The organism is Halomicrobium zhouii, assembly GCF_900114435.1.
Lineage (GTDB): Archaea > Halobacteriota > Halobacteria > Halobacteriales > Haloarculaceae > Halomicrobium > Halomicrobium zhouii.
The window spans coordinates 118,860-134,342 of the sequence record NZ_FOZK01000001.1; the positions used below are offsets into that span (position 1 = coordinate 118,860).

At 57.9% G+C, this 15,483-nt stretch carries 18 protein-coding genes and 1 tRNA gene; 15 read left to right on the plus strand and 4 right to left on the minus strand.

Annotated elements, in window-relative coordinates; translation table 11 throughout:
* Window positions 1–186 precede the first annotated feature (186 nt).
* From BM337_RS00625 to BM337_RS00680, 13 genes are all read left to right on the plus strand, one after another.
* Entirely contained in the window at window positions 187–486 is a 300-nt protein-coding gene (locus BM337_RS00625) for a hypothetical protein (protein ID WP_089812898.1), read from the plus strand.
* An 84-nt stretch (window positions 487–570) separates the two neighbouring features.
* The gene (locus BM337_RS00630; protein ID WP_089812900.1) at window positions 571–1,629 is read left to right on the plus strand and encodes an alpha/beta hydrolase; all 1,059 of its coding nucleotides are present in this window, start codon (window positions 571–573) and stop codon (window positions 1,627–1,629) included.
* A 66-nt stretch (window positions 1,630–1,695) separates the two neighbouring features.
* A tRNA-Arg gene (locus tag BM337_RS00635) sits at window positions 1,696–1,770 on the plus strand.
* Window positions 1,771–1,958: 188 nt separating this feature from the next.
* Window positions 1,959–2,105 (plus strand): hypothetical protein, encoded by a 147-nt coding sequence (locus BM337_RS20845; RefSeq protein ID WP_177227097.1) that lies wholly within the window; start codon window positions 1,959–1,961, stop codon window positions 2,103–2,105.
* Window positions 2,106–2,545: 440 nt separating this feature from the next.
* Window positions 2,546–4,705: a hypothetical protein gene (locus BM337_RS00645; protein ID WP_143117599.1), complete on the plus strand. Its 2,160-nt coding sequence runs from the start codon at window positions 2,546–2,548 to the stop codon at window positions 4,703–4,705.
* 108 nt (window positions 4,706–4,813) lie between these two features.
* On the plus strand, window positions 4,814–5,143 hold the full coding sequence (locus BM337_RS20345; RefSeq protein ID WP_143117600.1) for a hypothetical protein: 330 nt from the start codon (window positions 4,814–4,816) through the stop codon (window positions 5,141–5,143).
* Between the two features lie 98 nt (window positions 5,144–5,241).
* Complete coding sequence (locus tag BM337_RS00650; RefSeq protein WP_089812905.1) at window positions 5,242–5,610, plus strand: hypothetical protein; 369 nt, start codon at window positions 5,242–5,244, stop codon at window positions 5,608–5,610.
* A complete protein-coding gene (locus BM337_RS00655) occupies window positions 5,610–5,993 on the plus strand; it encodes a DUF8023 family protein (protein WP_089812907.1) in 384 nt (127 codons plus the stop codon). The genes BM337_RS00650 and BM337_RS00655 overlap by 1 nt, the downstream gene beginning before the upstream one ends.
* Window positions 5,994–5,995: 2 nt before the next feature.
* On the plus strand, window positions 5,996–6,223 hold the full coding sequence (locus BM337_RS00660; protein WP_089812909.1) for a hypothetical protein: 228 nt from the start codon (window positions 5,996–5,998) through the stop codon (window positions 6,221–6,223).
* Window positions 6,220–7,725 carry an Env/VP5 family phage fusion protein gene (locus tag BM337_RS00665; protein WP_143117601.1) on the plus strand — a complete coding sequence of 502 codons (1,506 nt, stop codon included), beginning with the start codon at window positions 6,220–6,222 and terminating at the stop codon, window positions 7,723–7,725. Before BM337_RS00660 ends, BM337_RS00665 begins: the two co-directional genes overlap by 4 nt.
* 3 nt (window positions 7,726–7,728) lie before the next feature.
* Window positions 7,729–8,277: a DUF8063 family protein gene (locus BM337_RS00670; RefSeq protein WP_089812913.1), complete on the plus strand. Its 549-nt coding sequence runs from the start codon at window positions 7,729–7,731 to the stop codon at window positions 8,275–8,277.
* On the plus strand, window positions 8,267–9,109 hold the full coding sequence (locus BM337_RS00675) for a hypothetical protein (RefSeq protein ID WP_089812915.1): 843 nt from the start codon (window positions 8,267–8,269) through the stop codon (window positions 9,107–9,109). Before BM337_RS00670 ends, BM337_RS00675 begins: the two co-directional genes overlap by 11 nt.
* Window positions 9,102–10,046 (plus strand): hypothetical protein, encoded by a 945-nt coding sequence (locus tag BM337_RS00680; protein ID WP_089812917.1) that lies wholly within the window; start codon window positions 9,102–9,104, stop codon window positions 10,044–10,046. Before BM337_RS00675 ends, BM337_RS00680 begins: the two co-directional genes overlap by 8 nt.
* Before the next feature lie 545 nt (window positions 10,047–10,591).
* On the opposite strand, the gene BM337_RS20350 is transcribed toward BM337_RS00680, so the two are convergent.
* The 4 genes from BM337_RS20350 to BM337_RS21800 form a co-directional block, all read right to left on the minus strand.
* Window positions 10,592–11,314 (minus strand): hypothetical protein, encoded by a 723-nt coding sequence (locus BM337_RS20350; protein WP_143117602.1) that lies wholly within the window; start codon window positions 11,312–11,314, stop codon window positions 10,592–10,594.
* Window positions 11,314–11,970: a hypothetical protein gene (locus BM337_RS20355; RefSeq protein WP_143117603.1), complete on the minus strand. Its 657-nt coding sequence runs from the start codon at window positions 11,968–11,970 to the stop codon at window positions 11,314–11,316. Before BM337_RS20355 ends, BM337_RS20350 begins: the two co-directional genes overlap by 1 nt.
* A gap of 655 nt (window positions 11,971–12,625) precedes the next feature.
* Window positions 12,626–12,883: a hypothetical protein gene (locus BM337_RS00690; RefSeq protein WP_245778576.1), complete on the minus strand. Its 258-nt coding sequence runs from the start codon at window positions 12,881–12,883 to the stop codon at window positions 12,626–12,628.
* 48 nt (window positions 12,884–12,931) lie between these two features.
* On the minus strand, window positions 12,932–13,108 hold the full coding sequence (locus tag BM337_RS21800; RefSeq protein WP_342713938.1) for a phage repressor protein: 177 nt from the start codon (window positions 13,106–13,108) through the stop codon (window positions 12,932–12,934).
* A gap of 687 nt (window positions 13,109–13,795) precedes the next feature.
* Between BM337_RS21800 and BM337_RS00700 the strand changes: the two genes are divergently transcribed.
* Both BM337_RS00700 and BM337_RS00705 read left to right on the plus strand, forming a co-directional pair.
* A complete protein-coding gene (locus BM337_RS00700) occupies window positions 13,796–14,845 on the plus strand; it encodes a tyrosine-type recombinase/integrase (protein WP_089812925.1) in 1,050 nt (349 codons plus the stop codon).
* A gap of 310 nt (window positions 14,846–15,155) precedes the next feature.
* A complete protein-coding gene (locus tag BM337_RS00705) occupies window positions 15,156–15,356 on the plus strand; it encodes a hypothetical protein (protein ID WP_143117604.1) in 201 nt (66 codons plus the stop codon).
* The last annotated feature ends 127 nt before the right edge of the window (window positions 15,357–15,483 follow it).

The following is a 15,483-nucleotide window of genomic DNA, read 5'->3' on the forward strand; positions in this document are numbered from 1 at the left end:
CAGCGACTCGCGGGGTCACGAGCCCGCCGAGGGCTTTCCGCTGTTGACGGTCCCGGTTTCGACTGCAGCTTCGACTCCAGCGAACACACAGGTTCTGCTTGAGATACTGACGACTCCAGAAAACGAAATCCATCCGCATACTCCAGAGTCGCCACAGTCAAAGCGGGTCGACCAGTAGCCTCGCGCATGCACGTCTCCAGAGCCGTCGCGACGATACGCGACGACCCCGTCCCTGGCGAGGAGATCGACCTCGTGTTCGAGACCGACCCCGACGCCGACCTGGAGTCGGTCGTCACCCACCTCGAAGCCGCCGGTGCGACCATCGACCGCCACCTCCAGTTCGACGACTTGCTGGCGACGGTCCGTCACGAGGACGTCGAGGCCGTCTGCCACGTCAGGGGCGTCGACGCGGTCCAGACCGCCGACGCCATCGGGATCCACCCCGACGAAGCGGAGGAGGACTTCGAACCGGCCGAGGAGGGATGAGAGGGCGACGCGGCGGACGGGAGACCGGTGCGTCGCGAGCGCTTCCACCGAAGGTTACGTACCAGCGGCGAGTCACGTGGGATCATGGACCGATCGAGCGACGACGGACTGGACGGCTTCGAATCGGACGATGGCAGACCGGCAGACTCCGGTGACGTCCGCGTCCACGAGGGCATCACCTACGCCGAGCGCGACGTCGGCGACCTGCAACTCGACCTGTTCGTCCCCGAGCGCGAGGACCCGCCGCTGGTCGTCTACTTCCACGGCGGCGCCTGGGTGATGGAGACGCGCGACAACGTCCCGCACCCGGCGCGCTACGCCGCGGAGCTGGGCTACGCCATCGCGAGCGTGGACTACCGGCTCTCCGCGGTGCCCGACGGCGTGGAGCTGGAGTTCCCTCCCGACCCGGACAACACCGTGCCCCGCGGCGTCTTCCCGGACCACTTCGTCGACGCGAAGGCGTCGATCCGGTGGCTCCGCGCCAACGCCGACGAGTTCGGCTACGACGCCGAGCGGGTCGCCGCCTGGGGCGCCTCGGCCGGCGGCCACCTCGCCGCGCTCGCCGGCGTCGTCGACGACGTGACCGACCTTGCGGGCGAGGCGTACGCTGAGTCGGAGTTGGCCAAAGACGTCGCGCCGGAGGCGTCCGGCGCGGTGCAAGCGGTGATCGACTGGTACGGCGTCAACGACCTCTCGCTGACGGTGGGCGAGCCCGGTACGCCCGAGGCGCTCCTCATCGGCGGGTCGAAGGCCGAGAACGAAGCGAAGTACGAAGCGGCGAGCCCGGTGACCCACGTCACGCCGGACGACCCGCCCTTCCTCCTGATGCACGGCCGGGCCGACGAGGTGGTCTCGGTCGACCACAGCCGCGTCCTGGCCGACGCGCTGGCCGACGCCGGCGTCGACGCAGCGCTGTACGAACTCCACGGCCTCAACCACGTCTTCGCCCACGGCGACGCCGAGTCCATCGAGTCCGAACGCGTCGCGATGGAACTGCTGACCGACGAGCCCACGCCCGCCCAGTCCGTCTCCGAGACCGTTCACGTCGATGAGGGCGAGGCCCCGCGGTCGCTTATCGAGGGGACGCCGCGGGCCGGTCCAGTGGCTATCAAGCGGTTCCTCGACGCCACTATCGGGGTCTAGACTTTCCGAGGGAGCCACCGACGGATCCACACTGCTTTTTGCGCGGGCCCGGGTAGCAACCGGCGAGGGCACGTAGCTCAGTCTGGACAGAGCGTCGGACTTCTAATCCGACGGCCGTGGGTTCGAATCCCATCGTGCCCGTGCGAAAACCGTCGGTTTAGGCCCTGTATCCGGAAGTCTCGGTAAGCAGGGGCTTAGCCGATATGCGCCCGGTTCTGAGATTTCTGCTGAAACTCGAAATCTGGAGTTCGTTCATCACCTGAGCGGCCCCCGACGCTGTCTGTCGAAACTAGTTCTCGTCGACTCGACTGGAAACGGAGGGGGTTGCCGTGTCTGACGGGTTCGCCGATGAACTCACGCCCCCAGATAACTGGGAATATCCGGTTGACCGCTTCGTCACGGCCCTCGACCTTGCAGAGCGCGGCGCATCCGACCAAGAGGTACGCAAAGCGGTTCGCGAGGTGGAGGACGAATGAACGTCTGTTCCGCCTGCGGTTGGACGGACTCGGACCTCTGCATCGTCGAGGACGATAGCGAGCTGCGTCTTCTCTGCAGTGACTGTGAAACGGTGGTGTCGGCCGCATGACGGAGTGGTCGCACTACTGCCGATACTTCTGCCACGTTTGCGGCGAGGAGTGCATCAATCACGTCGACCAGTCGCGCACCCAGGCGTCTGAGTGTCGCGCGTGTCATCGAGTCCCCGATCTCCGGACCGCACCAAACACTACGAGCGAGCGGCCGGAGGGAGCGACCCCCTCACATGGGGGTCCGACCTCCAACGTGAGCGCACGCCCCCAAGCGGAGCGCAGGGGGCATTCCTCAGCGCGAAAGCCCGGGGGCGGTTCCCCGGAACGTGCGCACGGTGGCGGTGCTGGTGGCCAGTCCGAGAGTGGTGCGGATTTCTGGGACATCTAACGTGGCTACGGAGGAACCCAACACCGCCGACCCCTCTCGGCAAACCAATCTGAATAAGTGTGAAACCGCCGGCTCAGAGGGAGACACAGCCGAACCCGATTCGGGCGATCCAGAACTGCCGTCGATCGATGACGCGTTCTGGTCGTTCGTCGAGGAGTGTTACGACCTCGCTGATCTGCCAGTGGCTACGGAGGAAGGGACGAAAATCAGAGAGGACTACGTCGACGAGACTCTGGAAAACTGGGAGTCCGATCCGCTGTACTACTGCGGTCGGTGTGAAACCACCTGGGCCCCCCGTAGTCGGTCGAAAATCGACCACGTAACGCTGGAGCATGGAGACGTCTTAGCGAATTCGAGCCTGTCCCCAGCTGACGCCGCGGACGCATGGATCCGGGAGAAGCGAGTGACCGGCCAGCGAGTCAAAGACGTCGATGCCGTCCCCTGGGTGATCGCCGTCCAGAGGCTCCTCGAATCTCACGAGAGGACGCTTCAAACGACGATTAACCTCCGATACGGATGGCCCCGCGACCCGGAGTTTGACGAATTCAGTTTTAGTGCAACGGATCGCTGGAGTCCGGATTACCAGCGAGAGATGTACGGCCAGTGCAACGGTTGGCTCCGAGAACTAACGGGCGGTACGAGACCGTCCGGCGGTGAAACAGAGGCGAGTTTTGATAACCCACACGTCGCGCTGATTACCCGATCGGCGTCATCTGTGCCAGATGGCGAGCGGATCGGTCCCGTTGATCATGCGGCAAACCTCCGAGACCCTTGGCGAGAGGTGTATCAAAAGCTGCGGTACACCCTCGAATCCTGCGGTTTTTCGAAAGACGATTACCAGTACTGGCGTGTCCTCGAACCGCATCCCGGCGACGGCCTGAACCGGGGCTACGCGCACGAGCATATTATCCTCGTCGTCGATGGCGAACTCTCTCAGTCCGATTTAGCTCCCGTGATGGAAACCCACGTTTCAGCTACTGAGGGCGCTGGACTGGACGCCCACACGAATACACCCTGCCCTGAACACGCTGGCGGTAACCCGTGGGATGCAGCTGTTGGCGAGTGCGACGACTGCGACTCCCCGATCTCGGTGACCGACCCGGAAAACGTCGAGAATCTGGCTGCCTACGTTGCTGACTACGCATCGATCGACCCGCTCGACCTCTTCGAACGGGAGCCGTCCTATATCGCCTGGGCTGCGGCCATGACCGCCGGGAACGTCCGGTCGGTGAGTCGGTCTGACCCAGCTCGCTGGGCCGCCATCGCTGACCGCTGCAAACAGCGCCACGAGTCTGGAAAATCGGACCTCGAAGGGCAGCACGGCGACCGTCTCACCGTCTCGGACAAGGGGACGAATACCCTGGAATGCGCTGTCTGTGGTAGTCCCCATGGAATAGACCAGGACCAAACGCTGACTGAACACCGGCTTGACCGTGCCGACCAGGGCGACGAAGCCGTAATCGCCGACGGAGGCGATACCGAACTCTGGATGGATTGGGTAGCCGCATGGCGAGCTGGCAGAAAACGAACCGTAGTGAAAGAGTGTACCCATCCTGATGCCAGCAATCAGTGTCCGCTCTGCGACGAGTACCGACATATCGAGGATAAACACGCGGTAGACGCCTCAGTCCCGATTGATCCAGACGCGTACGTCCCCGATGACGCGTTCAAAAACGAGATGGAAGCCCACGTACAGACGATAGAACAGAAACTTCAGCGGAATCCGGAAATCTCGACCGCCGGACTGAAAGGAATGCTCTACGGTCAGCTGCCTGACCGTCACGCAGATGCGTTAATCGGTGGTGTCCTGGCCGGCTACGAACGACCCGATTTAGACGATCTCGATGACGACGATCTCCCAGACTGGCGGAATCGAGAGCGGATTCCTGAATGGTATGTTCATTCAATCACCGTCGACGGCGAGGAGTTCGCTGCCTCAGTCGGCAACGGCGTGACGATGACCGAGGTAAAGACTGCGTCAGACTCCTGGGATACGACCCGCGAACCAGTTGATCCCGAGTGGCGAAAGGATCCATGGGATGATCCATGTTGTAACGAATGTAATTCCGGAGTCTACGACCTTGTTGAGCAATTCGAACAGCGAGGTGCGTTGGTTGGCCGGTTCGTCTGTGACTCTTGCAATGATACCGTGGTTTCGTAAGCTCTGGATTTCTACTCACTCAGATACCGAAAATTAGTTGAGGTGTTGACAGGGGAACTGTATATGGAACGTCGATCATTTTTACGTCTAATAGGACTTGGTACTTCAATGACGGTAGGCGGTTGTTCCAGTCTCATCTCGCAACCGGGAGGCTTCGTCAAAATCCGTAATTACTCGGCCGTCGAGCGATCAGTATCTGTCAAAATTTCAAAGAAAGATGACGGAGAGATAGTTTTTCAAGAGGATGTTAGCATTGATGGCGAGGAGAGAATAGAATATCAAAATGCGTTCAATGGAGGTGAATACAGCGCGAACGTTGAAATAGAGGAGTTTGGGAAGAAGAGCTTTGATTTGTCGGTGGGTAATTGCTCTGATATTCCTTTCCAAGTATTGATTGACTCAGATCGTTTTGGACTGAGCCAAGGATATTGTGGCTGACGTATTCCCGGACTAGCAGCTTTCTAAGAGCCATCTTCACTTTCACCTGACCACTTTCCCCGTTTTATGTCTAGTCGCTAGTAACTTTCTAACGTAGTATGGCAGCAAACGATACCCCCGATTTCGACGACCTCGAACCCGTCGAAATCAACGAACAGGAAGACGATAGTGACGCCGAGTGGCTCGACCTCGAACCCGGCGAGTCGGTCGTCGGTGAAGTCCGTGCAGTGCGTCCGAACTGCGGGCAGTACGACAACACAGTCATCGAACTCGCGCGCGGCCTCGGAGACGTCGTGGTGATGTGGTCCAACGGGCAGATCGACCGGGCGTTCCGTGTGAACGACATCGGCGAGGGCGACGTAGTCGGCATCAAGCACACCGAAGACACTGCGACCGCGGAGAACGAGGACGGCGAAGAGTACGAGTTCGATATCTGGGAGGTCCGCGCACTGGGTGGTGACGACTGATGGCGTACCGGAACAACAGCTCGGTGCTGGAGCCGTTCCAGCGCATGAACATCCTGACCACGCTCGCGTTCGCGGTGTTCGCCGTCTGTGGCCTCATCATGATGGGCATCGCCGGCGATGTGATCACCTTCCTGGAGCAACATCAGTTCCTCCCGCTGGCGGCCTCGATGGGCTCGATGGCGATGATCTTCGCGTCGAGCGGCACGCGGAACCCGCAGTACTACCATCCCGTGGAGTGGGCGATCGTCGTCCTGACCGCAGTGGCGATGATCGCCCATGCGTTCCTCGTCGAGTTCCAGGACCTGATCGCGCAGTACCAGCCGTTCGGCGCAGTCGCGATGTTCCTCCTGATGGCAATCGCGTCCGCCGTGCTCGCGAGGTGACCATGCAGCGAACACCGTTCGCTGTCGGTCTGTACTGCACGCTCGGGGTTGGCTTCTCGACCCTGCTGGACGTGTTGACCGGCTTCAACAACTTCAGCGGGAGTGCGGAGTTCGTCGTACTGACCCCGGCAGTTACTGCGTTGATGCTGTCCGCTCTCCTCCTGCTCCAGGAGCGCAAGGCCAACGTCGAGGACACCGGCGACACTACCCGTCGGGAGGCTCCGCAATGAGCAGGAGCTTCTCCAGCGTGCTCGTCGTCGTGCTCCTCCTGACAACGGCGATCGTGCCGGGTGGCCCGACCGGGACGGCCGCGGCGGCGGAGACCGGCGAGTGCGACCGCGTTGACGACTTCGTGATGTTCGTGACGCTCGGTCTCGTGAACTCGGATAGCTGCTCCCGGCAGGCGTACGTGAACGACGCCATCAAGGAGATGCAGCAGTCCGACGCCAACCAGACGAAGGTAGATATCTACTCGGCCGCAGTCGGCCAGCAGGCCGACGGAGAGGCGTACACGGCGACGTACGATAACTACCTGAACGACACCGAGTCCGTCGCCTGGATGAAGGCCGAGACGGCCATCGCCCAGGCGTACGAGAACGGCAGCACGAAGTCGCAGGCGAAGGTTGCCGCGCGTCAGGCGATTGCGGACTACTACAGCGTCAAGGCGGTCAACCTCATCGAGCAGCAGAACGCCACGCTGCACCAGTACGGATACCTCGCTGAACAGGCCCAGCAGGAGACCAACATCAGTGCCGACTTCGTACGGTACGCCGGTTACAACGGCTACGACAACCACGACATCTACGACTCGCCGGTGACGACCGACCCGGGAACGACACAGGTGACGTTGCCGAACGGCTCGACGTACCAGGCCCCGACGATGACCGTTTCCAGTGGTAACGGCGATGGCAAGATTTCCATCGTTGACCCGGCTGCTGCTCGGTACTCAGACCAGCCTGACACGCATAGCGGTTGGTGGGCTCTCCAAGTCCAGGCCCCGAATTCGAACTATCAGGACACCCACGTCTACGACTTCCGCGACGACCACCGGCGCTGGAACCGGATTCAGTCGATGAACGATCAGCTCCAAGCGGAGGCCAACAACTACGTGAACGCCACGTGGCAGGACTTCGATTCGGGACAGATCAACTCGTCCGACGTGATCAGTAGCCACACGGCGATGTTCGAGTACGGAGTCCGCGGAGCGAACGAGAGTGAGGGCCTGTACCGCTCTACGGCCGCCCTCGCCATGATGGGGTACGATACTCCCAATCTGAACTCGTCCGGGACGATGACGATCGAGTATCGCGGCGTCGAGTACAACGGCCTCGTCATGGCGCGAAACGCCCCGAACGGAACGTGGAGTGCCAACACGACGTACAACACCTCGAACATCGACGGCCCGGTCTTCATGCTGACCACTACGGGAGAAAAGATCGACTTCGGCGATGGTCAGGAGTTCACAATCCGGGCGCTGAAAGCCAAGGATGGGACGACCATCCAGCAGACCGAGACGACGAAGTACGTCTACAAGACGGCCAACACCACCCAGATGCTGGAGATGCAGAAACAGCTGATCGAACTCCGCCAGGAGATCGAGGACCGCGAGCCCGACCAGGGAGCTGGCAGTGGTGGAGGCCTCGACTTCAACCTCGGTGACGCTGAACTACTCGGTGCTGGCGCTATCGGCGTCCTCGCGCTGTTCGGTGCCGTGAAGCTGCTGATGGAATAAACGATGAAACAGCCTTTTTTCGTGCTGCTCGTGCTGGTAGCACTGGCGCTCGGTGGCGCTCAGGCGGCTGCTGCACAGCAGACGACGAACGAGACGGACAGTATGATCGGCGTCGAGGTCGTCAACAACTCCGCCGCGGAGTGTACCGAGACCATCGACAACCTCACGACCGTCTGTAGCTCCAGCGTCGATTCTGACGGGATGATGACGCTCGTGCTGTACTCGGACATGTACCAAGAAGTGACCCTCGCGGATGGCGGTGCGTTCCGTCGAGGCGGCCAAGTTCCGACGAGAGACTTCCGACTCCAGGAAGGACGCAACCGCATCCAGTGGCAGCTGGTGAACTACAAGGGTTACACCGTCTCGATAGGGACGCAAAACGCGCTGTACGCCGAGCACATCACCCGTCAGCAGGCGTTTCTACCCGGTTCTCCCCAGCCCGAAGACCCAGCGATAGCGGCGTTGACGATGTTCGGCATGTTCGCTGTTGCGTTCCCGGTCTCCTATATCGGCCTCCAGCGGTTCCGCGGAGGTGTCCGGGATGAACTCTGAAACGAGTACGGCACCCGCCGAAGGCGGATCGCAGAACGGGACGGTCGCGCTGATCAAAGCCGTCCGAAAGACGTTCCTTCTGCTCATGTTTGCCGTCGCGTGCTTTGGGCTCCTGGCAGCAATCTATTTCGACGTGGTGACGCTCCCGTTCCGCGGGCTCGCGCTGGTCGTGATGATCGTCTGCATCGCTGGCCCGTTTGTCGCTACGTACGCAGTCCTCTGCTGCTGGTGGGCCATCCAGAAAAGCAAGATTCCGCTCGTCGTTGTCGACCGCGACCAAAAAGAGCTGCATCTCAAGTACTTCTCCCCGGCGGAGTGGAGTTCCCTCGAGGTGGAGGGTTCACTCGCGACTCGACGAACGAACTCCGGAAGGGCGTACATCGCCGAGGAGGTCGACGTTGAGCAGCGCGAGCGAGTCGACCCGGTCACCGGCGAGACCGAGACGTACGCCCAGCGCGTGGCGCGGTCCAGTTGGGAGGGCTTCATCACGCCGTTCGAGCTGATGGAGACCGTTTACGCGTTCAAAAAGGCGAAAGAGGAACTCGTACCCCTGGCGCAAGAGGCGCTGGAAGCGAAAGCCGGCGCTGACATCGACGTGCTCAAGAACACGGATCGGTTCGCGGGCGGCCTCCTGGTCGGCGCTGAGGAGGACACGTTCTTCGACGACCCGGGCGACGCGTTTGACTGGGACATGTCGGGCGGCGTCGACCTGGACGAGCTGACCGAACGTGATCGCGCCGTCGACGACGATCCCGACCGCGACGACCTGCCCGAACCCGGCTCCCGAGAGATGCAGAACGTTGACGGCCTGGAGGTCGAGGCCGATGACTGAAGCTGCTCTCGCTGCTGCGGAGTGGCGAGAGGTCTCGGAGGGACGGCTGCGGTCTGGAAACCTCCGGACGTACCCGCTTGCTCCGTTCCTCGAAGGTCGACAGTTGAAGCGATACGTCTACTACAAAAATCGGTACGACCAAATTCGGGAGATCGTCGGTACTGATCGGCTTCCCTCGACGTTCGAACAGTCCGCGTACTGTCAACAGATGGTCGCTGCTCACGGTTCATCTCTGGCCTCCCGCGCCGTACGCGAAGGGTGGTTGCCTCTGCTGTCGTACCTGACGGGCCTCACGCACCGCGAGAGCGATTTCTCCACGGCGCAACTCCTGCAACACCTGCTTGCGGACATGAGGCGCGACGGCTGGCTCTCTACGTTCGTCGGGAGTACTGACGGTGGAAAGACAAACTCGGCGCTGTTGCTCGCCGGGCTCGCCATGCGCGACGACCCGGAGATGCATCTCGCGACGAACATCGACCCCGTCGAGTGGCACGACCACGACCTCAACGACCGAACCCACACCAACGTCACCACCAGGTCCGGACTCGAAGAGTTGATCGAGCGGTATGACGATCTCTTCGTCATCCTCGACGAGATGAGCACGCAGGCGAACGCTCAAACGTCGAATTATGACGTGAACGAACACCTCTACCCGCTGATTACGCACAAGAGCAAGTACGGCCTCCGGATGGTGATCATCGGTCACCGAGAGTCGGGGTACGACATCGCCCCGCCGATCCGTGAGCACTCCACGTACTTCGTCCGGCAGGTCCGTGAGGAGCGAGACCGTGGCGAAGACGTCTACTCGGCAGAGTTCTACGAGAGCATTGAGGATGGCGAGCTCGTCGAGGAATCGTTTACGCTAAAGCCCGTCCCTGAGGTCCAAGCGTACTATGATCCGGACGATGATAGCGCGATATTCCGGCTCGACGAGTGATTTCAAGAGATCAATATCCAGGGTCGCTGTGGACGTTCCGATAACGCACAAACAAGAATAAGATACCAGCAATCCCAAGCAATACAATCGCCATTATTGTATTTCTTTGATAGAAAAAGGAGGCTGCTGTGAAGAGACTGAAGATGCCGAGAATCACTAATACAGCATCTATTCCCAAGTGTAAGAGGTAATCGATGAATCCCATAACCGGGTACTCATTTAGGAGACAATAAGTTCTATGGCCAATTCGAAATAGGATTTCCTTCTGACCCGGTTTAAGCAATTCTGACCCGGATAACTCAAACTATTGTAAATTATTCCCTCCAGCTTACCCGCCCGACCGATCCCCTCAACGGGGTGAGGGCGGGCTGGCTGTCTTTTACTAACTCCACAATCCACCGTGGCCCCGAGCCGAAGGCGAGGGAATCCCAATGCGGTAGCGGTGCTGTAGGGGCCGGACCCACGGGTGGTGTGAGGGAAGCCGACCTCGACGGAAGCTCGTTATGTCTTAGAAAATGAGGCGGGAAATTCGGAGGGCTATTTACTTACTTCGGCATCACAACATCTAACTCGCCATAATTCTTCGCTTTTATCTTCGCAGTGAGATCAAACGTTTCTTCTTTCTGTTTCTTTATGTATCCTACCTCCTTTGGATCGATTCCTTGGTGATCGGGCTTTTGATCCGTTAATTTGGAAATGCCAAGGGTTACGGACCCTTCACCGGTTACTATTTCTTTTTCCTCACCTGGATTAACTGTGACACTCTTTTTTTGCTGCGGAATCTTCAGGTGCAGATCTTTGCCGCGGGCGCTGGCTTTCGCTGAGTTGGGAGCAAACTTCGATTTTGGATTAGCTACCTTCGTTGGCCTTCCATTCCTAGTTCTCTCCAAAACCACTCGAGGAATATCCTTTCCTTTGATGATTTGTGACGGTAGAGTCGAGAAGGTATCTGAATAAATGACTGCAGAATGATTTTTGAAGAGATTGATCTCATTCTGTGGCACTCGTCGATTAAGAACTATTTGCCCTTCATCCTCTCTGACGGCGGGTACTCCAACCTCATCAATGTGGGCTGAGTTCAACTCCCAATCCCCAGTCGGATCTGAAGATGTGGAATAGACGTCATTTGCTGCAAAATACTTGACGCTGTTTATCGTTGAGAATTGGGCACTCGCCGTGCCAATTACGCCCTGACCCAGAGCTAATGATGAGCCAGCAATTTGAAGTACTTTTCGTCGACTAGAGTTAGCACTATTGTTGTTATTCATTATATCTCGTCCCTAATTCGGCCGTATTTTATTCCGTCACCGGTGCAAGTTGTGGGCCTCACTTCATACAGCTGTTGGAAAAGGTTTTGATTCGTACATTCCCCTTCGGGGCCATATTCGTACTCGTAACTCGTTGCCATCGGTGTGACTTCTCCATCCCGAGTTACAGCACCCTTTCTATGCTCGTCAGAATCGCTCACCACCATGAATGCGTGGAAGGCCTCATGGATAGCCAAGTTTGAGAAAAATTCCTTGGCCTTGTAATCAGTTCCCACTATGGCAGACGTACTCGTATTAAAGGCATTATCATGCCTACAATACCCTTCTGATGCTTTATCCGTCACCAAGAGGTGGCATCCACGGAGGTTATTCAATGCAATCCCATTGCACTCATTACTGTCCAGATATGATTCAAAGTCTCTGAGAAGCTCCAACTTTCCTGACCCAGAGGCGTAAGGATGCCAATCGCATTCGAGTATACTATAATAATTTACCGACCCGTATGAGAGCAATTGCTGACAAGCCGTGTCCATTCGGGTGGAAATTGGATCGATGGCGCCATCATCACTATACTGATTTGGATATAGGCGGATATACATCGGATCCGATGCTTCGGAATAATCTCCGCCTTCGTATAACGTTTCGTAACAAGCCATTGTTTTCTACACCTTTCGGTGTAAATGGAATTGACAGCGTCACTGTTATTAGTGCTTTCGGCTCTGTTAAATTTTAATTCATATGGGCGTATGTTTCTATACCGAGCGCTCAAAGAAAGTATATATGTAAATGGTACCGATAGCCAACTAGGATGGCCCACCTATCCCGTCGCAAGTCTTTGAAAGCAATCCTAACAATTCCCATGGGACTTAGTGGCTGCATTGGAAGCAATAATGAACCGGACATACACATCTTCAATAGCACATCCTCAACAGTCTCGGTGCAGATAGAGGTCAGTAAAGTGAATACAAATAAGACAATTTTCTCTGACACAGTGTCTGTTTCGCCGGATGGGCACCATATCTATAAAGATCCAATTCCGGAAGGGACAGAGTGTATGATACTAGTCGAGACGGAGGGGGGTCTCGAAACTGAGTACAAGTGGAAATCTGATTACGGATTAGGACACAGCGTACAATTTGATGTCAAAGAAAGTGAAATCGAAACAAATCACGGAACAGCTTAAGCCGTCCGCTACCAAATGGGAAGGTTTGAATTAAAATAGCTATGGCACCAAGTATTCGGCTTTGTTAGCACTCTTAGCTACCGAAATATTCCAACAGTCCTAATTGAATGTTCAGGAGATGCAAACTGTCATTCTATGGCACGTGGATGGCGCGGCCGTGGATAGAGATCGATATCAACCTCGCCTTTTAGATAACCCATTCCCTTAGTCGTGAGTTCAACGAGATCCTGGTGCTCGGTCAGGAATGCGACCAGGTCAGCATCAGCGAGCACACGGCAGCGCTCTCTCACTTGAGCTTCTGTCGCGTGAATTCCCCGGAGTCGGGCCATATAGCTCGGAGTCGCCCACGACTCATCTCGAAGATGTTCCAGGATCCGGTCGTCCATGCTCTGCTGCCAACTTGCCGTCCGTCTTATTGTCATGATGGAGGGCCATTACACGTCGTTCGTTCCTTCGTCCGGTGCTCCATTGCTCGACGTATCTCCGGTATCGAGGTAGACACCTTCCTCAGCGTCGTACTCCTCGTCGAGATACGCTTCACCTTCGTCGGTCAGGAGGTACGCACCATTACCGACGTGGCGTAGTAATCCGTTCTCGGAAAGCTTCTTCATGCGACGACTGACCTGAGTTCGGGATACACGAATCAAGCCGCTGTCGTCCAGTTCTTTCGGCGTTCCCGTACCTTCGTTCTCGCGTATCCACTCCAGAATCCTATCGTCCCATACACTCTGCCACGATCCAGACCGACGCATTGGAATTGTGTATTTCACGCCACGTACCTAATTCACTCTTTTGGTGCATATGCGGTTAATACATTATTAACAGTATCGTCGTTACATTTATGCACACCCCAAGTAAATGGTATGTTGCGGGTAGCCTGCTCGCAGAAGGCTCTCGGCGATTGAAAGCCGGGCCGTGCTGGAACACGGCCCAAAGCAGGTGTCCCGGCTGCAACCATGCAAGACGGAACAACCACGGGGCGTGCGCCCCGTACCGACAGAGAGGCAGCGCCAGCAGAAAAGACTCCGGTTCCCCAACCCGCGAAATATCTCCTACGGTGTCCCGATTGCGGTCTGGAAGTAGATTGTTTTTTACACCCGTCTGCAGCTTCCCGGCAACGGAATCTCCCGTGTCCGGAATGCGACCGCATGATGGCAGTCAGTAGAGGTGGAAACTGATGGGACATCAGTGCGAAACCTGCGGTTCGTTCGTTAAGTTCGTCGGGATGGTTCGGGGCTACCTCACCTGGCGGTGCAACAAGTGCGATCGAAATCTGGAGTTCGCCGAGGTCGATTTCGATGACTGATCTCGACCCGATTTCTCCCGTCGACGCCGTCGAGATGTTCCTTGACGCGATGCGGGACGAGCATGCGGAGTCCACGCGGAAAGGAGAGCGCCACAGGCTACGCGCTTTCACCCAGTTCTGCGACGAGGAAGGAATCGAGAACCTGAACGAGCTGACCGGCCGTGACCTATACAAATACCGCATCTGGCGTCGGGAAGGTCAGGGCGACGGCCGCGAAGCGATAAAGCTGGTCACCCTAAAGGGCCAGTTGGCATCGCTCCGCCGATTTCTCCGGTTCTGCGCTAACATCGACGCCGTCCCTCCGGAGATGTACGAACAGGTCACGCTCCCCGTAATGAAGAACGGCGAGGACGTGTCTGATAGCACGCTGGAGGTAGATCGAGCAATCGAGATTCTGGACTACTTGGAGAAAGCCCAGCCCGGCTCCCGTGATCACATCATACTGCTACTTCTCTGGCAAACCGGCGCTCGGACTGGGGCGATTCGCGGCCTCGACCTCGAGGACGTCGATCTCGATGGCAAACACCCTCGGTTTTCAGGTCCGGCTATTCAGTTCGTTCACCGGCCAGACCAGGGAACGCCGCTGAAGAACAAGCAGAAAGGAACTCGCTGGAACCGAATCAGCGAGAAAGCGGCTCGCTACATCCAGGATTACATCGACTATCACCGCAACGACGTTACTGACGACTACGGGCGGAACCCACTGATCACGACTGAGTACGGCCGTCCAGCTGGGAACACGTTCCGGACGACGTTGTATAGGGTCACCCGACCGTGCTGGCGCGGGGAACCCTGCCCGCACGATCGGGATATCGACGAGTGCGAAGCGACGCACCTGGACAAAGCTAGCAGGTGCCCGTCTGCTCGATCCCCTCACGACGTGCGTAGTGGTCGAGTGACCTACTACCGACGGGAGGACGTTCCCCGTCGAGTAGTGCAAGACCGCCTTAATGCGAGTGAGGATATTCTAAATCGCCACTACGACCGCCGTTCGGACCGTGAACAGGCAGAACAGCGCAGCGACTTCCTCCCAGATATTTAGAAACAATGTCGCCGATAATCGAAGTCACACAGTCCCGAAAAGTCACGTCCCATCGTGCCCGTGAAGCCGCTGAGCGATAGCGAAGCGTGCTGAACGACGCAGGTGGGATTCGAACTACGGCAGACCGAGCGAAGCGAGGTCTGGCATCGAGTGAGAATCCTAGAGGACGCGGAGCGTCCTCCGACCTTCGCGAAACCGAAGGTTTCGCTCAGCCCCATCGTGCCGCTCGAAAAACGCCTTCTTAGACCTTGAATCGAGAATTTTTGATAGTAATGACAATCGCTAAATGTTTTGCCTGAGTCCGCAGAGTATGAGCGACGGGGACGGGAAAGCGATGTGGTTGTTCACGCTTGCGCTCGGCGGCGCGCTCAGCGTGGCGGTTACCGATCAGTTCGTCCTGGGTCGGTTCGGCGAGATGGCAGTCGCTGCAGCGACGATGGTCGTTGTCTATTACGTCGTGCTGTTCGCGTATCGCCAGGTGGCGGAGTTTAGCAGCGACGAGACAGCGTGATGTCCGTCCAGGCGACCGCGTCGCTAACCGTTTGGCGTTCTTCTTTTCGCAACTGGAGACCGGATATGTCGACGGAAGTCTCGTCTTACAACCCTGCCGTTCCTCGTCTCCTCTCGTTCATTTTGGC